At 64.7% G+C, this 19,385-nt stretch carries 21 protein-coding genes; 5 read left to right on the forward strand and 16 right to left on the reverse strand.

The window, feature by feature from the left end:
• Positions 1-90: 90 nt before the first annotated feature.
• The 9 genes from BCCGELA001_RS02035 to BCCGELA001_RS02075 all read right to left on the reverse strand — a co-directional run bounded on the left by BCCGELA001_RS02035 (position 91) and on the right by BCCGELA001_RS02075 (position 8,472).
• Positions 91-591, reverse strand: a complete 501-nt coding sequence (locus BCCGELA001_RS02035) for an RNA pyrophosphohydrolase (RefSeq protein ID WP_008538866.1) — start codon at positions 589-591, stop codon at positions 91-93.
• 63 nt (positions 592-654) lie between these two features.
• A complete protein-coding gene (locus BCCGELA001_RS02040; RefSeq protein ID WP_008538863.1) occupies positions 655-1,161 on the reverse strand; it encodes an RNA pyrophosphohydrolase in 507 nt (168 codons plus the stop codon).
• Between the two features lie 78 nt (positions 1,162-1,239).
• Positions 1,240-2,460 carry a divergent polysaccharide deacetylase family protein gene (locus BCCGELA001_RS02045; protein WP_060734502.1) on the reverse strand — a complete coding sequence of 407 codons (1,221 nt, stop codon included), beginning with the start codon at positions 2,458-2,460 and terminating at the stop codon, positions 1,240-1,242.
• A gap of 159 nt (positions 2,461-2,619) precedes the next feature.
• Positions 2,620-3,978, reverse strand: a complete 1,359-nt coding sequence (locus tag BCCGELA001_RS02050; protein ID WP_060734503.1) for a S41 family peptidase — start codon at positions 3,976-3,978, stop codon at positions 2,620-2,622.
• A complete protein-coding gene (locus BCCGELA001_RS02055; RefSeq protein WP_060734504.1) occupies positions 3,975-5,309 on the reverse strand; it encodes a murein hydrolase activator EnvC family protein in 1,335 nt (444 codons plus the stop codon). The genes BCCGELA001_RS02050 and BCCGELA001_RS02055 overlap by 4 nt, the downstream gene beginning before the upstream one ends.
• 31 nt (positions 5,310-5,340) lie before the next feature.
• Entirely contained in the window at positions 5,341-5,823 is a 483-nt protein-coding gene (gene rlmH / locus BCCGELA001_RS02060; RefSeq protein WP_060737443.1) for a 23S rRNA (pseudouridine(1915)-N(3))-methyltransferase RlmH, read from the reverse strand.
• A 106-nt stretch (positions 5,824-5,929) separates the two neighbouring features.
• The gene (rsfS, locus tag BCCGELA001_RS02065) at positions 5,930-6,286 is read right to left on the reverse strand and encodes a ribosome silencing factor (RefSeq protein ID WP_008538851.1); all 357 of its coding nucleotides are present in this window, start codon (positions 6,284-6,286) and stop codon (positions 5,930-5,932) included.
• A gap of 223 nt (positions 6,287-6,509) precedes the next feature.
• Positions 6,510-7,154 carry a nicotinate-nucleotide adenylyltransferase gene (locus BCCGELA001_RS02070; protein WP_060734505.1) on the reverse strand — a complete coding sequence of 215 codons (645 nt, stop codon included), beginning with the start codon at positions 7,152-7,154 and terminating at the stop codon, positions 6,510-6,512.
• A 22-nt stretch (positions 7,155-7,176) separates the two neighbouring features.
• Positions 7,177-8,472, reverse strand: a complete 1,296-nt coding sequence (locus tag BCCGELA001_RS02075) for a glutamate-5-semialdehyde dehydrogenase (RefSeq protein ID WP_060734506.1) — start codon at positions 8,470-8,472, stop codon at positions 7,177-7,179.
• 180 nt (positions 8,473-8,652) lie between these two features.
• Here BCCGELA001_RS02075 and BCCGELA001_RS02080 point away from each other — a divergent pair, with 180 nt between their 5' ends.
• Both BCCGELA001_RS02080 and BCCGELA001_RS35655 read left to right on the forward strand, forming a co-directional pair.
• Complete coding sequence (locus BCCGELA001_RS02080) at positions 8,653-8,931, forward strand: type II toxin-antitoxin system ParD family antitoxin (RefSeq protein WP_008538837.1); 279 nt, start codon at positions 8,653-8,655, stop codon at positions 8,929-8,931.
• A gap of 163 nt (positions 8,932-9,094) precedes the next feature.
• Entirely contained in the window at positions 9,095-9,217 is a 123-nt protein-coding gene (locus BCCGELA001_RS35655; RefSeq protein ID WP_008538835.1) for a type II toxin-antitoxin system RelE/ParE family toxin, read from the forward strand.
• A gap of 17 nt (positions 9,218-9,234) precedes the next feature.
• Here BCCGELA001_RS35655 and proB read toward each other — a convergent pair whose 3' ends face one another.
• On the reverse strand, positions 9,235-10,356 hold the full coding sequence (proB, locus tag BCCGELA001_RS02085; RefSeq protein WP_008538833.1) for a glutamate 5-kinase: 1,122 nt from the start codon (positions 10,354-10,356) through the stop codon (positions 9,235-9,237).
• Positions 10,357-10,553: 197 nt separating this feature from the next.
• Here proB and BCCGELA001_RS02090 point away from each other — a divergent pair, with 197 nt between their 5' ends.
• Entirely contained in the window at positions 10,554-11,531 is a 978-nt protein-coding gene (locus tag BCCGELA001_RS02090; protein ID WP_008538831.1) for a Bug family tripartite tricarboxylate transporter substrate binding protein, read from the forward strand.
• A gap of 180 nt (positions 11,532-11,711) precedes the next feature.
• Here BCCGELA001_RS02090 and BCCGELA001_RS02095 read toward each other — a convergent pair whose 3' ends face one another.
• The 3 genes from BCCGELA001_RS02095 to BCCGELA001_RS02105 all read right to left on the reverse strand — a co-directional run bounded on the left by BCCGELA001_RS02095 (position 11,712) and on the right by BCCGELA001_RS02105 (position 15,192).
• Positions 11,712-13,346: an alkaline phosphatase family protein gene (locus BCCGELA001_RS02095; RefSeq protein ID WP_060734507.1), complete on the reverse strand. Its 1,635-nt coding sequence runs from the start codon at positions 13,344-13,346 to the stop codon at positions 11,712-11,714.
• A gap of 238 nt (positions 13,347-13,584) precedes the next feature.
• Positions 13,585-14,625 (reverse strand): GTPase ObgE, encoded by a 1,041-nt coding sequence (gene obgE / locus BCCGELA001_RS02100; protein ID WP_008538819.1) that lies wholly within the window; start codon positions 14,623-14,625, stop codon positions 13,585-13,587.
• Positions 14,626-14,709: 84 nt separating this feature from the next.
• Complete coding sequence (locus tag BCCGELA001_RS02105) at positions 14,710-15,192, reverse strand: MaoC family dehydratase (protein ID WP_060737444.1); 483 nt, start codon at positions 15,190-15,192, stop codon at positions 14,710-14,712.
• Positions 15,193-15,316: 124 nt separating this feature from the next.
• On the opposite strand from BCCGELA001_RS02105, the gene BCCGELA001_RS02110 reads away from it, so the two are divergent.
• Entirely contained in the window at positions 15,317-16,231 is a 915-nt protein-coding gene (locus BCCGELA001_RS02110) for a DMT family transporter (protein WP_060734508.1), read from the forward strand.
• Positions 16,232-16,300: 69 nt separating this feature from the next.
• On the opposite strand, the gene BCCGELA001_RS02115 is transcribed toward BCCGELA001_RS02110, so the two are convergent.
• The 3 genes from BCCGELA001_RS02115 to rplU all read right to left on the reverse strand — a co-directional run bounded on the left by BCCGELA001_RS02115 (position 16,301) and on the right by rplU (position 17,805).
• On the reverse strand, positions 16,301-16,894 hold the full coding sequence (locus tag BCCGELA001_RS02115; protein ID WP_008538810.1) for a GNAT family N-acetyltransferase: 594 nt from the start codon (positions 16,892-16,894) through the stop codon (positions 16,301-16,303).
• Positions 16,895-17,046: 152 nt separating this feature from the next.
• Positions 17,047-17,316 (reverse strand): 50S ribosomal protein L27, encoded by a 270-nt coding sequence (rpmA, locus tag BCCGELA001_RS02120; RefSeq protein WP_008538809.1) that lies wholly within the window; start codon positions 17,314-17,316, stop codon positions 17,047-17,049.
• Positions 17,317-17,418: 102 nt separating this feature from the next.
• Entirely contained in the window at positions 17,419-17,805 is a 387-nt protein-coding gene (gene rplU / locus BCCGELA001_RS02125) for a 50S ribosomal protein L21 (protein WP_008538808.1), read from the reverse strand.
• Positions 17,806-18,136: 331 nt separating this feature from the next.
• Between rplU and BCCGELA001_RS02130 the strand changes: the two genes are divergently transcribed.
• On the forward strand, positions 18,137-19,291 hold the full coding sequence (locus BCCGELA001_RS02130) for an ROK family protein (RefSeq protein WP_060734509.1): 1,155 nt from the start codon (positions 18,137-18,139) through the stop codon (positions 19,289-19,291).
• Positions 19,292-19,385: the final 94 nt, after the last annotated feature.

Here is a 19,385-nt window from a genome sequence, read left to right on the forward strand (position 1 = left end):
CAGTCGGCTCTCCGCCGATCTCCCCGGTCGCCAGAAATCAGCTCGATGTATCAAATACATCGCTACTGTGCATGGGGTTGTTTTGGCACTTCAGTTTGCGAAGGTTGCAAACTCTCGCGCTACGGCGTGATAAACCTCACGTCGGAACGGCACGACGAGGTCGGCGACGACGTCGAGACGCTCCCAGCGCCAGGCGTCGAACTCGGCCGGCTGGCCGTTGCGCGGCGTCAGCGGATCGATCTCATCCTCCTTGCCGGTGAAGCGCAGCGCGAACCATTTTTGCCGCTGCCCGCGGAATTTCGCGAGGCGATGGGTCTGCGGTCCGTCATAGGGCGGAAACTCGTAGGTGAACCAATCGGTCTCGCCGAGATACTCGGCGCTGACGACGCTGGTCTCTTCCCAGAGCTCGCGCATCGCCGCATCGCGCAGATTCTCGCCCTCGTCGACGCCGCCCTGCGGCATCTGCCAGTCGAGCCCCGGCAGGATGATCTCGGGACCGTCGCCCTTGAAGCGGTGGCCGATCAGAACGCGGCCGTCGGCATTGAACAGGGCGATGCCCACGTTGGGGCGATAGGGCTTTTCAGTGGTCACGCGCGGATCTCTCGTTGTCACTCCGGCGATGCCTTAGCACCGAACCCGGGATGACAACTTGATTTACTGGTCCGCGAGCGGCGAAAATTCCTTCACGACACGCTCATAGACCGGACGCTTGAACGGGATGATCAATCCCGGGAGGTTCTTCATCGGCTCCCAGCGCCAGCTGATGAATTCGGCCTTGTGGCCGCCGCCGCCCGGCTTCTCGACATTGATCTCACCGTCCTTGCCAGTGAAGCGCACCGCGTACCATTTCTGGCGCTGGCCGCGATAGCGGCCCTTCCAGGCACGCCCGGCAACCGTGCGGGGAATGTCGTAAGTGAGCCAGTCCGGGACCTCGCCGAGCCGTTCGACCGAGCGCACGCTGGTTTCCTCATAGAGCTCGCGCTTTGCGGCGTCCCAGGTGTCCTCGCCAGGATCGACGCCGCCCTGCGGCATCTGCCAGACATGGGTGTCGTCGACATGCTCGATGCCGCCGGCGCGGCGGCCGATGAACACCAGTCCGTCCTTGTTGATCAGCATCACACCGACGCAGGTCCGGTAGGGCAGATCCTCGTAACGTGCCATTCCGCCAGACCCCTCGCATGCTGTTCTCGGTCGGCGGATGCGGCCCCGCGGGGATCCGTGCCGTACCAATTCGTTGATTTAGCTGGATTTTGATTTCAGCATCGCGGTTGTCAATGGCACCAAAAGGACACCCCGGTCGGCCAAGGTCTTGGTCCAGGCGCCGATGCGCTCGATCGAGACCGGTAGGGCCGAGGCGGTACCGATGGCGATGCCGCGCTCGCGCGCCGTCGATTCCAGCTTGTTCAGGGCGCGGTCGATCTCGGTCGGCGTCGGCACCACGTCGATCGCGATGTCGCCCTTGCCGAACGGCATCGCCTGGTTGGCCGCGGCCAGGGACGCGATGCTGCGGGGCGAGGAGCCGTCGTCGAAGAAGCCGAGCCCGCGCTTGGCCGCCTCGCGGATGATCGGCTGCATCGCCGGCTCCGTTGCGATGAAGCGGGCGCCCATGAAATTGGCGAGGCCGGCATAGCCCTGCATCCGGCTGAGATGCCAGTACAGGCGGTCCATGTTCTGGTCCGCGCTGAGCGAGGTTAGCAGTGTCTGCGGCCCGGGATCGTTGTCGGGGAAGTCGTAGGGCTCCATCGGGATCTGCAGGAAGATCTCATGGCGCTGGGCGCGGGCGCGCTCGGCGAGCTTGCCGGGGTCCGAGCCGTAGGGCGTGAAGGCCAGCGTCACCGCCGGCGGCAGCTTCATGATCGCATCATTGGTCTTGGCAGCGCCGACGCCGAGCCCGCCGATCACGATGGCGACCACCGGCATCTTGGCGGCCTTGGCGCGGTCCGCATCCGCGGCGTAGACGTTGAACGGCCTCAAGTCGCCGGCGACCACCGGGATCATGCCGTAGCGCGACTTCTCCAGCAGCTTCTGGTCGATCCCGGCCATGACGGGCGGCGGCGACGAGGCTGCGGCGTCACTCCTGTCCGTGGCCTCGCCACCGATCACCACGTCGTGGCGCGCGCCGGTGGAGCCGTCGATCATGGTGACGGTCTTTGGCTCGCCCGCCTGCTTCGGCGCGTCCTTGGTCTCGTGCTTGCCCTCTGGCTTGGTGTCCGAGCCATGGCCTGCGGCGGCAGGCTTCTGGTCCGCCGCCTTGTCCGTCGCATTGATCGCGATCCGTGTCATCGGCTCGCCGCCGAGCGGATCCTTGTTGAAGATGGCGAAGCCGGCAAAGGTGATCAGGAATAGGCCGAGCAGGACGGCCAGCAGCTGCATGGCCGTGAACGGCAGCCGCAGCCGGCGTTTGCGGCGCGGCTTGTCCTGTCCGAGCGGGGCGCTCAGATCATCGGCCGTTTCAGTCATGCGAGATCCCGAATCACTCGCGATGACGATACCACGCCGGGGTCAAGCGGCGGCAGGCCGGGATAGGCCGGGGGCATCAGCAGTTCCAAGCAAAAAGGGCGGCTCCAGGAGCCGCCCTTTTGTCAGATCGAATGAATGCGCCGACCTTAGTTCGCAGCCTTAGTTCGCAGCTTTGGGCTTGTCGGTCGTGGCCTTGTTGTCGCCGCCCGGCGTCGGTGCGGCGGAGGCGCTGTTCTTGATGCCGTGGAGCAGGTCGCCGGCGAGCTTGAGCGCCTTGTCGTCCTTGGCGTCCGGCGGGACGTAAGACTGCGAGCCGGTCTTCTCGTCTCCGTCGTTCTTGAGATGGCCGCGCAGCGACGCCTCGCCCTTGGTGTCGGTGCGGGACTTCAGCTCGTCCGGCACGTCCTGCAGCACTTCGATGTCGGGCACGATGCCCTTGGCCTGGATCGACTTGCCCGACGGCGTGTAATAGCGCGCTGTGGTCAGCCGCAGCGCGCCGTTGCCCGAGCCGAGCGGGATGATGGTCTGCACCGAGCCCTTGCCGAACGAGCGCGTGCCGACGATGGTCGCGCGCTTGTGGTCCTGCAGTGCGCCGGCGACGATCTCGGAGGCCGAGGCCGAGCCGCCATTGACCAGCACGATGACCGGCTTGCCCTTGGTCAGATCGCCCGAGTGCGCGGTACGGCGCTGGGTCTCTTCGGCATTGCGGCCGCGGGTCGAGACGATCTCGCCCTTCTCCAGGAACGCGTCGGAAACGGTGACGGCTTCCTCGAGCAGGCCGCCCGGATTGTTGCGCAGGTCGATGATGTAGCCCTTCAGCTTGTCGCCGATCTGGTTCGAGAGGTTGCCGACCTCGCGCTTCAGGCCTTCGGTGGTCTGCTCGTTGAAGGTGGTGATGCGGATGTAGCCGATGTCGTCCTGCTCGACGCGCGCGCGCACCGAGCGAACGCGGATGTTGTCGCGCACCAGCGTGACGTCGAGCGGATTGTCCTGGCCCTTGCGGATGATCTTCAGCTTGATCTTGGTGTTGACCGGACCGCGCATCTTCTCGACCGCCTGGTTCAGGGTCAGGCCCTGCACCGCCTCGTCGTCGAGATTGGTGATGATGTCGTTGGCCATGATGCCGGCGCGCGAGGCCGGCGTGTCGTCGATCGGCGAGACCACCTTGATCAGGCCGTCTTCCATCGTGACCTCGATGCCGAGCCCGCCGAACTCGCCGCGGGTCTGCACCTGCATGTCGCGGAAGCTCTTCGCGTCCATGTAGCTCGAATGCGGATCGAGGCCGGTGAGCATGCCGCTGATGGCGGATTCGATCAGCTTGGTGTCATCGGGCTTCTCGACATAGTCGGAGCGCACGCGCTCGAAGACGTCGCCGAAGAGATTGAGCTGGCGATACGTGTCCGCGGTGGCGGCTCGCGCGCTCGAGCCCATGAACACGGCGCGCGGCTGGGTCACGAACAGCGTCAGCGCTGCGCCGGTGGCCGCGCTGAGGAGGATTACTGAAGTCTTGCGCATCATCCGCGAACCTTCTCGCCTTCATTTGCGGCCCACCATGGGCCTGGATCGATTGGAGTGCCGTCTTTACGGAACTCGACATAGAGCACAGGTTGACTCGCGTTCGTGGCGAGAATGGAGGCGACTTGAGAGGTCGACCCCATGGTCGCGACCGGCTCCCCCGTGAGCACAAACTGTCCGATGTTGACCGAAATGCGCTCCATCCCGGCGATCAGGACATGATACCCGCCCCCGGCGTTAAGGATCAAGAGTTGTCCATAGCTGCGGAAGGGGCCGGAATAGACCACCCAGCCGTCACACGGCGTCGTGACCTGGGAGCCGGGCTTGGTGGCCAGCGAAATGCCCTTCTGGACCCCGCCGACCCCGTCGGAACCGCCAAAGTCCCTGATCTTATTACCGTTAACCGGAAGAGGCAGGAGTCCCTTGGCCGAGACGAAGGCGATCGCTGGCGTGGTCCGGGACTTGTCCTTGAAAGCGGCGGGGCCGGATTTGGCGCTCGCGGCGGCAGTGGCGGCCGCCTTGGCCTCGGCCTGCCTCGCAGCCTCGGCCGCCTTCTCCGCGGCCTTGGCCGCGCTCTGCAGGTCCTGCTCCATCTTGGTGATCAGTCCCTGGAGATCGCCGACCTGCTTTGACAAGGCGATCGCGCGCGAATTCTCGGCGTCGAGATCCTTTTCCCGCGCGGCCTGCTGGCGCTGCCGCTCGTCCACCAAAGCCGTCAGCCGGCTCTGGTCGTTGCGGACCCTGTCGCGATCGGTCGCGAGCTGGTCGCGCTCGGTGGCGATGGTCTTGCGCAGCGCCACGAGCTCGCCGAGCTCGCCCGCGATCTTTTCGGCACGGCCGCGCAGCTCCGGCACGACGGCGCCGAGCAGCATCGCCGTGCGCAGCGATTGCAGGGCGTCTTCGGGACGTACCAGAAGCGCCGGCGGCGTCCGCCGTCCGGCGCGCTGCAGGGCCGCCAGCACCTCGACGATGTCGGCGCGGCGCGAATCGAGCGAAGCGCGCATCTCCTGCTCGCGGCCGTTGAGGGTGCGCAGTCGCGCCTCGGTCTCGTCGATCTTGGTCTCGACGCTGCGCACACCGGCGGCGGTGTCGATCAGCTGCTGGTTGAGCTGGGTGCGGTCCTGGCCGAGCGCGGTGATCTCGGCCTTCAGCTTGGCCTGCGCTTCCTCGGCGCTCTTCTGCCTGGCGCGCGCGGCTTCGAGCTCCTGCTCGCGCTGCTTGATCGCGTCGGGCGAGACCGCCGCCGTTTGCGGCGGCGTCGCGGTCTGAGCTTGCGCGAGGCTGGCGCCGGCGAAGCTCGTGATCAGCAACAGGTTGAGGAGCGGCGCTCGCATCGTGTCGGCAAAGGTGCTCGTTGTGCGCGCATCACGCGCGGTGATAGGGGTGGCCGGCCAGAATGGTGGCGGCCCGATAAAGCTGTTCCAGAAGCATGACGCGGACCATTTGGTGCGGCCAGGTCGCAGAGCCGAACGCGATCGCGAGCTTGGCCTTACGGCGCAATTCGGGCGAAAGTCCGTCCGCCCCTCCGATCACGAAGATAGTATGTACGGCACCCTCGTCGCGCCAGCGGCCGAGATGCCGTGCGAATACGGTGGACTCCAGATTCTGGCCGCGCTCGTCCAGCGCCACTAGGATCGATTTCTCCGGAATATTCGCGGAGATCGCGGCGGCTTCCTCGGCCATCCGCGTCGCGGCGTCGCGCGCCCGGCTTTCCGGGAGTTCGTGGATCGTCAGCCCGCGAAAGCCAAGCTTGCCGCCAGCTTCGCAGAACCGCTCGAAATAGCGGTCGGCAAGCTCCCGTTCGGGGCCCTGCTTCAACCGGCCCACGGCAATGACAGCAACACGCATGATGATTTCAGCGTCGTGTTCGAGGTCGCGCGCATCAGGCGCGCGCACGACGCTAGCATGCGCGTCAGCCGATTCGAAACCGGCCAGAACCTAATCGCCTTCGAGCCTAGATCGCCTTCGCCGCCCCTGGGCCCTGCGTGTACAACCGCTCGAGGTTGTAGAACTCACGGACCTCGGGTCTGAACACGTGCACGATCACGTCGCCGGAATCGATCAGCACCCAGTCGCAATTGGGCAAGCCCTCGACATGGATGTTCTTGATGCCGTTTTCCTTGAGGCTCTTGGTGACGTTTTCCGCGATCGCGCCGACATGCCGGTTCACCCGGCCGGTGGTGACGATCATGTAGTCGGAGTACGCCGATTTGCCGCGAAGGTCGATGGTGACCGTCTCTTCCGCCTTCATGTCCTCGAGGCGGGAGAGGATCAGGCTCAGCGTCTTGTCGGCGTCGGGTTGCGCCTCCAAGGCCGCAGCTTTGGTCGATGTTTTACGCGCCGGCTTTGCAACCTTGGGTAAAACGGACTTCGTCGAAGCTGACTTGGACAATACAGATGTGGTCAGGGACCATTCCTTTCCTGTATCGCGACCGCCGAATCCGGCGCTCACTGGTTACACTACATCATGTGGGGTTAAGGGTTTCAATATGCCAGAGAGCCCCGACACCCACACACCGTCGGAACACTCCGTCTCATTTCGTACCTTTCCAGCTCCCGTCCGGGTTCCGCAGGCCCGTGGAGGAGAGATTCAGCTTCAATCCGGTCAAAAAGACCCAGGCCGGCGCCGCTTGGTCCGCAAGCAGCGCTGCCTTGTCCTCGGGTAGGCGGTAGCGCGATAGCGCTTGTCCGGCAGGAGAGGCGAGGGCGCGAAAACTCTGCGGCGGGCGATCGATCACTGCCATCGGCACCTGGGCGGCGATGCGCCGCCAGTCCTGCCAACGGTGGAATTGAGCGAGATTGTCGGCGCCCATGATCCAGACGAAGCGCAAGCCGGAGAAGCGGCGGCGCAGGATGTTGATCGTGTCGATAGTATAGCGGGTACGAATGACGGATTCGAGACAGCTCACCTCGATCCTGGGATCGTTGGCGATTTCGCGCGCCGCCTGCATGCGCGCGCCGAGTTCGTGCAGCGCGCCGTTCTCCTTGAGCGGATTGCCCGGTGTCACCAGCCACCAGATGCGATCGAGCTGCAATCGCTTCAGCGCGAACTGGCTGATGGCGCGGTGGGCCTGATGCGGCGGGTTGAACGAGCCGCCGAGCAGGCCGATGCGCATGCCCTGCGCATAGGGGGGAGCCGCTTGCGCCACAAAGCGCGGCACGACGAATGTGTTGCTCAATGCGTGCCCCGCGACGTCACGCTTACGGCCGCGTCTGTCCGGTGCCGCGAACGCGATATTTGAAGCTCGTCAACTGCTCGGCGCCGACCGGGCCGCGGGCGTGGAATCGGCCGGTGGCGATGCCGATCTCGGCGCCGAAGCCGAACTCGCCGCCATCGGCGAACTGCGTCGAGGCGTTGTGCAGCACGATCGCGGAATCGACCTCGCTGAGGAATCTGTTCGCCGCACCTTCGTCCGCGCTCACGATGGCGTCGGTGTGATGCGAGCCGTGGCTCTGGATGTGCGCGATCGCGCCGTCGACGCCGTCGACAACCTTGGCGGCGATGATCGCGTCGAGATATTCGGTGTCCCAATCCTCTTCGCTGGCAGGTCTTACGCGCGCGTCGGCCTTCTGCACGACGTCATCACCGCGCACCTCGCAGCCGGCGTCCAGCAGCATCTCGACCAGCGGCTTCAGGCTCGATGCGGCAGCGGCGCGATCGACCAGCAGGGTTTCGGCGGCGCCGCAGACGCCGGTGCGGCGCATCTTGGCATTGAGCACGATCGACTTCGCCATCGCGAGGTCGGCGCTGCCGTCGACATAGACGTGGTTGACGCCTTCGAGATGGGCGAAGACGGGCACGCGCGCTTCCTGCTCGACGCGTGCGACCAGGCTTTTTCCCCCGCGCGGCACGATCACGTCGATGGCGCCGGTCAAGCCTGATAGCATCATGCCGACGGCGGCGCGGTCGCGCGTCGGCACCAGCGTGATCGCAGCTTCCGGCAGGCCCGCTTCGCGCAGACCCTGCACCAGGCATTCATGGATGGCGCGGCAGGAGCGGAAACTGTCGGAGCCGCCGCGCAGGATCACGGCATTGCCGGATTTCAGGCACAGCACGCCGGCATCGGCGGCTACGTTGGGCCGGCTCTCGAAGATCACGCCGACGACGCCGAGCGGCACGCGCACGCGCTCGATGGTCATGCCGTTCGGCCGCTGCCAGCTCTCGGTGACGATGCCGATCGGATCGGCGATCCCGCGCACGATGCCGATGCCCTCGGCCATGCCTTCGACCCGCCCCTCGGTCAGCGTCAACCGGTCGATGAAGGAGGAGGTGGCATTGCCGGACGCACGGGCTTCCGCGACGTCCTCGGCATTGGCGGCGAGGATCGCCGCAGAGTTCGCGCGGATCGCCCGCTCCATGGCTTCCAACGCCCGGTTCTTCTGCTCCGGCGGCGCCAGCGCCAGCACGCGCGCGGCCGCGCGGGCTCGGCTAGCGAGATCGGACATCAGCGCCTGAAGATCGGCATTGCCGTCAACGGCTTTGAGGGGGGCGGCCATGGGTCAAAACCTTCTGCTAAGGCGGTGTCCTAGCACGGAAATCCCGCATCTGCGAAGGGCGGGACGGGTATGGCAGGTCTCCCGGTGCGTGCCCAGCGGAGGCCAGTGGCCGGGTTAAGGGGAACTCTTGCGCGTTTCCCAGTTATCAATAAATATCATTATTTGATAACGGAGCCTCCTATGGCCAGCAGCTACAGCATTGGCAAGCATTTCGAGGACCTGATCGACAATCTGGTCGCGAGCGGCCGCTATGCCACCGCGAGCGAGGTGATGCGCGAAGGGCTGCGCCTCGTCGAGGAGCGCGAGGAGCGGCGCAAGCTCAAGCTGGAGGCGTTGCGTGAGGAGATCCAGAAGGGCTTTGACAGCGGGCCGATGCAGGAGGTCGATGTCCAGGAATGGATGAACGACATCAAGGCGCGGGGACGGCAACGTTTGGCCGCGCGCAAACGTGGCGACTAGATTCCGCAAGTCTCCTCAAGCCGACCGCGATCTCGAACTCGATCTGGGATTTCATCGCATCGAATAGCATTCGCGCTGCCGAGAAGCAGATCGCGCGCATCGGCGAGATATTCGAGATGATCGTTGACAACCCGCTGGCCAGCGAGAGCGCCGAGAATTGCGTATGGGCTTGCGCAGTTTCCCGGTGGGCAACTACGTGATTTTTTACATCCCGTTGCCTGACGGCGTGGAGATCGTACGTGTCATGCACGGCCGGCTGGATATCGACGCCGACGACATGCAATAGCTGGGCGTCCGCTGGTATTACCCGCCCACCACCAGATCATCCCGGTGGATCATCTCCGACCGCCCGCTGATGCCGAGAATGGCCATCACGTCCGGCGAGGAGCGGCCCTTGATCCGCTCGGCGACCTCGGCGTCATAGGCGATCAGGCCGCGGCCGATCTCGCTGCTGTCGGGGCCGCGCACGATCACGGCGTCGCCGCGAGCGAACTGGCCCTCGACCTTGACCACGCCGGCCGGCAGCAGGCTGGCGCCGGCGCGCAGCGCCGTCACTGCGCCGGCGTCGATGGTCAGCGTGCCCTTCGGCTCCAGCGTGCCGGCGATCCAGCGCTTGCGCGAGGTGATGGGATTGGCCGGCGTCAGGAACCAGGTGCAGCGGCCGCCATCGGCGATGGCCTGGAGCGGATGCTCGATCTTGCCGGAGGCGATCAGCATATGGGTGCCGCCCGTGGTGGCGATCTTGGCGGCCTCGACCTTGGTGCGCATGCCGCCACGCGACAGCTCGGACTCGGCGTCTCCCGCCACCGCCTCGATCTCGGAGGAGATGCTCTCGACCACCGGGATCAGCCTGGCATTCGGGTTGTTCTTGGGCGGGGCGTCGTAGAGCCCGTCGATGTCGGACAGCAGCACGAGCAGGTCGGCGCTTGCCATGGTGGCGACGCGCGCGGCGAGGCGGTCGTTGTCGCCGTAGCGGATCTCATTGGTGGCGACCGTGTCGTTCTCGTTGATCACGGGGATGGCGCGCCACTCCAGCAGCTTGCCGATGGTGGAGCGCGCATTGAGATAGCGGCGGCGCTCCTCGGTGTCCTGCAGCGTCACCAGGATCTGGCCGGCGCCGATGCCGTGGGCGCCCAGCACCTCCGACCAGATCCGTGCCAGCGCGATCTGGCCGACGGCCGCGGCGGCCTGGCTCTCCTCGAGCTTCAGCGGGCCGCGCGGCAATTTGAGCCGACTGCGGCCGAGCGCGATCGAGCCGGAGGAGACCACCAGCACGTCGCGGCCCTCGCGGTGCAGTTTGGCCATGTCGTCGGCCAGCGCCGCCAGCCAGGACGCGCGCACCTCGCCCCGGTCGGAATCCACCAGCAATGCGGAGCCGACCTTGACGACGATGCGGCGGAATTGACTGAGTTCGGGACTGGCCATGTCTCTGTGTGCTGGCGCTGGATGCGAATTGCTCGGGAAACGGCGGAGCGACAGGCGGCGCCGATGCGCCTGCTTTTGCAGCAGGACGGTGACCGGCGCAAGGCAGCCGGGATAGTAAACGGCGCATGTCGGCCTTGTGCCGGGCGTCCGCCTCGCTCTAATGGCGGTCAACGATAACAGGCCGAAAGAGGAAACGAATGGATCGCCGCAAATTCATGGCCGGATGCCTTGGGGGATATCTTGGTCTGCCGCTTCTGGCGCAGGCGGGTGGGGCGCTAGCGCAGGCCGGGCTGACCAAGGTCATCTTCCCGTTCGCAGCGGGAGCCGGCGGCGACACGCTGTGCCGGCTGGTCGCGCAGGAGATGGCGCCGGTGCTGCAGCGGACCGTCGTGGTCGAGAACCGCACCGGCGGCGACGGCCTGATCGGCATCAAGGCGGTCAAAGGCGCGAGTCCCGACGGCGGCATGGTGCTGGTGACGACCGGGCCGACCATGTACCTGCTGCCGATGGTGGAGAAGACACCGAGCTTCGACAGCGCCAAGGACTTCATGCCGGTCTCGCTGCTGGCGCGGTTCGAGTTTGCACTGGTGATCAACCCGGCGGTCGATGCCACCGATTTCAAGAGCTTCGTGACCTGGCTCAAGGCGCATCCGGACAAGACCTCGTTCGGGGTGCCGAGCAACGGCACCATTCCGCATTTCATGGGCTCCAAGCTCGAGAAGGATCTCGGTATTCCCTTAACGCGTGTGCCCTATCGCGGCAGCGCTCCCATCCTCAACGATCTCGTCGGCGGCCACATTTCGTTCGGCATCACCACATTGGCCGATGCGCTGCCGCAGCATCGCGCCAAGGGCGTGAAGATCATCGCGGTCAGCAGTGCAGAACGTTCGCCGTTCGCGCCCGAGGTTCCGACGCTGAAGGAGAGCGGCATCGATCTCGTCGCGGATGCCTGGTACGGCATGTGGCTTCCCGCCGGCAGCCCGCCGGACTTCGCCGGCAAGCTCGGTGCCGCCGCGAGCGCCGCGCTCGCCAAGCCCGAGGTGAAGGAGAAGCTCACCGCCATCGGGCTCATTCCGGTCGGCTCGACCCCGGACGGATTGACCAAGGAGCTCGCCGCGAACATCGCGCTGTGGCAGCCGATCGTGAAGGCGACGGGATACAAGATCGAGAATTAGAATCGACGGAGCGCGCAAAACACTCCGGGCATGACGGGTTGAGAGAGCCCGCATTCCCTCTATCCCGTCGTCCTGTAGAGCGCGATCTTGCGCGCGTCTCGAAAGATGAAAGGCCCCGCCGCTGCAACTCGGCCTTCATGGTTCGAGACGGCGCCGCCGCGCCTCCTCACCATGAGGGTTCTACATCTTCGCGCGCTGGGCGATGCCGTCCTTGATCGCAGCGAGTTCTTTCTCGTCCCAGATGCCGATGAGAATGCCGCCCTTCACCTGCAGCTGGTTGTCGGCATAGGTTGCGATCTTCTCGCGCGGCGTGGTGATGTGGCCGTTCGGATGCAGCGCCCAGTCGAACAGTTCGGCCTGCAACCGCGCGACGATGCCGGCGCATTCAAGGTCGTCGCCGCGATCCAGGAACTCCTCCGGATCGGTTTCGAGATCGTACAGCATCGGGCGGAAGCCGGATGCGTGGATGTATTTCCAGCGGCCGTCGAACACCATGAACAGGCGGCAGCGCTCGATCGGCTGGTTCAGCTTCAGCCGCACGTCTTGCATGGCGTAGTCGTATTCGGAGAACGCCACCTTGCGCCAGTCCGACGGCGTCGAGCCGCGCAGCAGCGGCAATAGCGAACGTCCTTCGAGGATGTGGCCGGGCACCTTGCCGCCGAAATAATCGACGAAGGTCGGCGCGAGGTCGATGCCTTCCACCAGCGCGTCACTGCGCGTGCCGCGCGTGGCGTCGGCCTCGTTGGAAGGATCGATGATGATCAGCGGAATTTTTGCCGACTGTTCGTGGAACAGGTCCTTTTCGCCCATCCAGTGATCGCCGAGATAATCGCCATGATCGGAGGTGAACACGATCATCGTGGTGTCCAGCAGGCCGCGCTCGCCTAAAAATTTCATCAGCACGCCCATCTGGTCGTCGATCTGGGTGATCAGGCCCATATAGGTCGGGATCACCTTCTCCCGCGCATCGTCGCGGGCCATGTTGCGGGAGTAGCGCATGTCCATGTAGGCGCCGAACACCGGATGCGGGTTCTGCCGCTCGCGCTCGGAGCGGATCACCGGGATCATGTCTGATGTCGAGTACATGCTGGCGTAGGGTTCTGGCGCGATGTAGGGCCAGTGCGGCTTGATGTAGGATAGATGCAGACACCACGGCCGTCCGTCGACCTCGGCCTCGCTGATGAAGTCCATCGCACGCCGCGTCATGTAGGGCGTCTCGGAATGCTCGTCCGGCACGCGCGCGGTCTTGTCGGCATGCACCAGCAGCCAGCCGTTCTGCAACGAGCCGTCGTCGGCCGCGCCTGAATTGGCCCAATGCTCCCAGGGATTGGTGGCGTCGAAACCTTGGCTGCGCAGATAGTCATCGTATTTCGGCCGCGGCCGTCCCGTCGGATGCAGGCCGTCGTCTCGCTCGTAAGGCTCGAACCCGCATTCGGCGACATGCACGCCGATCACCGATTCCGGGGGAATGCCGAGCGCCTTCATGCCTTCGATATCAGGCGCCATGTGGGTCTTGCCGACCAGCACGTTGCGCACGCCGATCTTGTTGAGGTGATCGCCGAGCGTGGGCTCGCCGACACGTAGCGGCCAGCCGTTCCAATGCGAGCCGTGCGAGCGCATATAGCGCCCGGTGTAGAACGACATCCGCGATGGGCCGCAGATCGGCGATTGCACGTAAGCCTTGGTGAAGAGCACGCCACGCCTCGCCATGGCGTCGATGTTCGGCGTCTTCAGCGTGGGATGGCCGGTGCAGCCGAGATAGTCATAGCGAAGCTGGTCGCACATGATCCAGAGGACGTTCTTCGCGCGCGCCATGCGTCGTTCCTGTTGGTTCTTGTTTGTTGGATGCTGCGCTATCGTGGTCGCGATGGCAACCTGCCAGTGATGCGCGTGCCCGCAACCACGCACTCCGCTGTCGTCCCTGCGAACGCAGGGACCCATAACCACAGGGAGTGGTTTGGCGAGGACTCGTCGTTCGGTACCTCGACCGATCGCAGCCGATGGATCACGCGGTATGGGTCCCCGCGTTGGCGGGGACGACGGTGGAGAGAGCTTACACCGACCACGGCTCCGCTTCGGCCGCGCTCTTCGCCTTGGCCGACACCGGGCTCTCGCCGATCACCTCCGCAAGCGCGCGCAAGGCTTCCTTGACGCCTTGGCCGGTGATGCCGGAGAGCAGCAGCGGCGTCTTCTTGGCGGCGCGCTTGAGGCGATCCTTCTGCTTCTTCAGCTCGTCCGGCTCGACCGCGTCGATCTTGTTCAGCGCGACGATCTCGATCTTGTCGGTGAGCTGGCCGCCATAGGCGTCGAGCTCGGTCCGCACCGTCTTGTAGGCCTTGCCGGCGTGCTCGCAGGTTGCGTCGATCAAATGCAGCAGCACGCGGCAGCGTTCGACATGGCCGAGGAAGCGGTCGCCGAGGCCGGTGCCTTCATGCGCGCCCTCGATCAGGCCGGGAATGTCGGCGAGCACGAATTCGCGGCCGTCGGCATTCACGACACCGAGCTGCGGATGCAGCGTGGTGAAGGGATAGTCGGCGATCTTCGGTTTCGCGGCGCTGACCTTGGAGAGAAAGGTCGACTTGCCTGCATTGGGCATGCCGACGAGACCGGCATCGGCGATCAGCTTCAGCCGTAGCCAGATCCAGCGCTCTTCGCCGGGCTGGCCGGGATTGGCGTTGCGCGGCGCGCGGTTGGTCGATGATTTGAAATGCGCATTGCCGAAACCGCCATTGCCGCCTTCGGCCAGCACGAACTTCTCGCCGACCTTGGTGAAGTCATGGATCAGCGTCTCGCGATCCTCGTCGAAGATCTGCGTGCCCACGGGAACCTTCAGCACGATGTTCTTGCCGTTGGCGCCGTGGCGGTCCGAGCCCATGCCGTTCTCGCCCTTCTGGGCCTTGAAATGCTGCTGGTAGCGGTAGTCGATCAGCGTGTTGAGGCCGTCGGCGACCTCGAGGATGACATTGCCGCCGCGGCCGCCATTGCCGCCGGAGGGGCCGCCGAATTCGATGAACTTCTCGCGGCGGAACGCCACGCAGCCGTTCCCGCCGTCACCGGAGCGGATATAGACCTTTGCTTCGTCGAGGAATTTCATGGGCCATAGGTAGGCCAGCCGCTCCCGCGCGGCAACCCGGATCGACCGGCAAATCGGCGGAAATTCCGCGATTTCGCGGCGTACTTAACCCGCCGCGCGTCTCCGGATCAGGAATTTCTGCATGCCCTCCAGCACCAGCTCCTTGCGCTGGTTGAACACGGTGCTGCGCAGCGTCACCACGCCGGTCGAGCGGCCCGGCACGAGCTCGGTGACCTCTAGCGCGGGATAGAGGGTGTCGTCGGCAAATACCGGCTTGAGGAAGCGGCTCGATTGCTCGAGGAAGCCGACCAGGGACTCCTCGACCATGAACGGAAACAGGCCGGCGCCGGGCGCGGTGTGGATCAAGGTCTGGAAGCCGTGAGCGAGCAGATGCGGCATGCCGCGGGCGCGGCAGTACTCCAGATCATAGTGCACCGGATGGGTGTCGCCGCTCGCGGTCTGGAATGCGGCGAATACGGCGGTGGTCTGGGTGCGGCTCGGCAGCACGAAACGCTCGCCGAGGACGAAATCCTCAAACCAGCGTTGCGCGGGGATCATGCGATGCTGGGTGGGATCGAAGTCGGTCATGCGCTGCACCATTCTGAACGGATTTCGAAAGCGAATCCGTATCGCGCTGGACGCAGTGCGACAATGCGTTCAATTCGCCAGAGATGACTTGTCCCGCGCGCCCACCTGATTAAAACGAAAGCAAATGCCCCTCTTCAAATCACTCTCCGCCTATGACGACCGATCGGCGCGGCTGGCCGGCATCGCCTTCATGGTGCTGTCGATCTTCATGTTCTCGTTCGGCGATGCCATGGGCAAGTTCCTGGTCGGGACGTATTCGGTGGGACAGCTCCTGTTCCTGCGGGCCTGCGCGGCGCTGCTGCTGCTGGCGCCGTTGATCTGGCGGCAGCGTCACCTGTTCCTGGAGCTGGAGCGGCCGCGCCTGCAGTTCATCCGCGTCGTGCTGTCGACGCTGGAGGTCGCGGCGTTCTTCCTCGCCACGGTGTATCTGCCGCTTGCCGACGTCATCACCTATTATCTCGCCGGGCCGATCTTCGTCACCGCGATGTCGGCGATCTTCTTAGGGGAGAAGGTCGGCTGGCGGCGCTGGACCGCGATCCTGATCGGCTTCTGCGGCGTCCTCATCGCACTGCGTCCCTCCGCGCAGACGGTCAGCCTGCCGGCGTTGATCGCGCTCGGCGGCAGTCTCTCCTTCGCAACGCTGATGCTGATCACGCGCAGCCTGCGCAAGACGCCCGACATCGTGATGGCGTCCTCGCAATTCGTCGGCACGTTCTCGCTGGGGGCGGTGCTGTCGGCCTTCCACTGGGTGCCACCGACCCCTGGCAGCCTCGCAATCTTCGCACTGGCCGGATGTGTCTCGGTCACCGCGCTGTTCTGCGTCAACCGCTCGCTCAAGCTCGCCCCGGCCAGCGTCGTCGTGCCCTATCAATATTCGATGATCGTCTGGGCCGTGATCTTCGGCTTCGTCGTGTTCGGCGACGTGCCCTCCATCGCAACACTCGTCGGCGCCGCCATCATCATCGGCGCCGGCTTCTACATCTATCTGCGGGAGCGGGATCTGGGGCGCGAGACCACGGACGTGAATCCGCCGGCGTAGCGGCATCGTCATCCCGGGCTCGCAACTTCGTCGCGCCCCGGGACGACAGCCGTGTATGTGGCCTGCGCCCTACCTCACTCTCCTCGCACTGCTCCAGCTCTTCAGCGACGCCCAGACGCCGCGTGACAGGCGAAAGCAATCGACCGGCGTGGAGGAGCCCAGCGCCAGGAAACGGTGCAGCTGGACGCCGCTCCACTGGAAACCGCACTTCTCCAGCACCTTGCGCGAGGCCGGATTGGTGACGCGCGCGCCGGCATAGAGATATTCGTCCTCGAACTCCTCGAAGAAGAAGTCGATCGCGCCGCGCGCGGCCTCGGTGGCGAAGCCCTGGCCCCAATGCTCGACGCCGAGCCAGTAGCCGAGCTCGGCATTGTCGGGCGAGGAGCAGTCGATGCCGACCATGCCGACCGGCCCGGTGTCGTGCTCGATGAGGAACACGCTCTCGCTGCCGAGCGCGGCGGTGGCGCGGATGAATTCGACCGCGTCGTCCTGCGAATAGGGATGGGGGAGGCGGCGGGTGTTTTCCGCGACGCGGCGGTCGTTGGCGAGTCGGGCGATGGTCCTGACGTCGGCGAGTGTCGGTCGCCGCAAGGTCAGCCGCTCGGTGGCGACGACGCTGGGTCTCGCCTCAGCCAAGGTCACGCTCGAGAAATCCTGCAACATGTCCGGCTCCTGGAAAGTCACTAAGTCAAAGTGAGCAAGTCAAAAGAAAAGGGGAGGCCGGTTTCCCGCCTCCCCTTGGAGCCTTCGATCTCTCGATCTTTTGGACTCCGCCGGTTCAGTCGGGACCGGCGGACTCCAATTTGATCCACCGTCTATTCAGCAGCCTCTGCGATCGGGAGCACCGATACAAAGGTGCGGCCGTTGGCTTTGGCTTGGAACGCAACACGACCCTCAATCTTGGCGAACAAAGTGTGGTCCGTGCCCATGCCGACATTAAGGCCGGGGTGCCAGGTGGTGCCGCGCTGACGCGCAATGATGTTGCCGGGCGTGACGATCTCGCCGCCGAACGCCTTGATGCCGAGGCGCTTGCCCTTGGAATCGCGACCGTTGCGCGATGAACCGCCTGCTTTTTTGTGAGCCATGGCTCGTCTCCGAAATCCTGCGTATGTCTAGATCAATTCCTTGACGGAATCATTTCACAATTTCTCACGCATCAATTCGTGAATTGGCGTGATCAAATCTATTTATTCGGCGGCTTCCGCTGCCGGCTCCTTCGCCACCTTTTCCTTCTTCGGACGCGGGCCCTTGGTGGGCTTGGCGCCGTCGGTCAGGATCTCGCTGATGCGCAGCACGGTGATCTCGTCGCGATAGCCGCGCTTGCGGCGCGAGTTCTTGCGGCGGCGCTTCTTGAACGCGATGACCTTCGGTCCGCGCTTGTGGTCAAGCACCTCGACCGCAACGGACGCGCCTGCGACCGTCGGGATGCCCAGCACCGGCGTGTCGCCGCCGACCACGAGCACTTCATTCAACTGCACGATCGAGCCGACTTCGCCTTCGATCTTGCCTACTTCGAGAACATCATCCGGCACGACGCGGTATTGCTTGCCGCCGGTTTTGATGACTGCGAACATCGTTTTTTTCTCCGTGTTCAATCCCGGCCTCGGGACGAGCATCGTCCGGGTCGGCTTTTTGTCAGTCGCTACGGGTTTATGTGCGTTTTGTGCGGGTGGGAGTTATCCCTTTGAAAACCCACGCAAAAACAAGCGGCGCGAGAAACGCCCCGCGCCGGCTGTGGGACTTATAGCCGCCGATCGCGCCAAGTCAAGGAAAACCGCCGAAAAGGCCCGGAATTCGAAGGATTTGGCCGTGCTGAAAGCGCGCAGCCGAATCTCGACCGGCTATGCAACAAACGGGTTCCCCCGCAGTTGTCCCGGCCGGAACACTCAAGCGGGCAGGGCTCTCATGGCAACGGACGAACTGGTCAAGTCAACGACGGGCATTGCTCAGCACGGCGCCGAACGGCTGCCGTCGGTGGATGTCGACAGCTTCAACATCGAGATCAAGGACGAGGACGGCTTCCTGGGCGACCGCGCCAGCAAGGGCGCCTTCCGCGAAATCCTGGACCGCTGGCGCAAGCCACTGCGCAAAACGGGGGAGGACCCGTTCGGCAAGGAACCCTCCGAGAACATCAGCAAGAAGACGCTGGACGACATTCTCATTGGCGATGACGTCGAGGCCTCGGCGGTGGTGCACAGCGCGATCGAGGATTTCGCCCAGGAGCTCGCTTACGTCACGCGTCGCTTCCTCAAGACCAAGGCCTGGGCCAAGACCGAGCGCATCGTGGTCGGCGGCGGCTTTCGCGATTCCCGGCTCGGCGAGCTCGCGATCGCGCGCACCGAGATCATCCTGAAATCCGAGGACTTCAAGATCGACATGCTCCCGATCCGCCATCACCCCGACGAAGCCGGCCTGATCGGCGCGCTGCATCTGGCGCCGTCCTGGATCTTCGAGGCCCATGACAGCATCCTCGCCGTCGACATCGGCGGCACCAACATCCGCTGCGGCCTGGTGGAAACCAGCTGGAAGAAGGCCAAGGATCTGTCGAAGGCCAAGGTTGTGCATTCCGAGCTGTGGCGTCATGCCGACGACGAGCCGACGCGCGAAGGCGCAGTCAAGCGGCTGACCAAGATGCTGAAGGGGCTGATCACGGAAGCCGAGAATGAAGGGTTCAAGCTCGCTCCCTTCATCGGCATCGCCTGCCCCGGCGTGATCAATCCGGACGGATCGATCGAGAAGGGCGCGCAGAATCTTCCCGGCAATTGGGAGAGCAGCAAGTTCAACCTGCCGGCGAGCCTGCTCGAGGGGATTCCCGAGATCGGCGAGCACGACACCGCGATCCTGATGCACAATGACGGGGTGGTGCAGGGCCTCTCCGAGGTGCCGTTCATGCAGGACGTCGACCGCTGGGGCGTGCTCACCATCGGCACCGGCCTCGGCAACGCCCGCTTCACCAATCGCCGCAAGGAGAGCGGCAGTGGAGGCAATGGAAAAACCCGGGATTCCACGGAGAACGGGAAGAAAAAGAGTAAGGACAGCAAGAAGAACGACGACGAGTAACCTTGACCGGTTAGGTTAAGGACCGGATTGCGTTGCGGCGTGCCCGGCGCACGCTAGGTTCGAATCGTCGCCTCACCTGGCCGGCGAAGCCGCC

The organism is Bradyrhizobium sp. CCGE-LA001 (assembly GCF_000296215.2).
Taxonomy (GTDB): domain Bacteria; phylum Pseudomonadota; class Alphaproteobacteria; order Rhizobiales; family Xanthobacteraceae; genus Bradyrhizobium.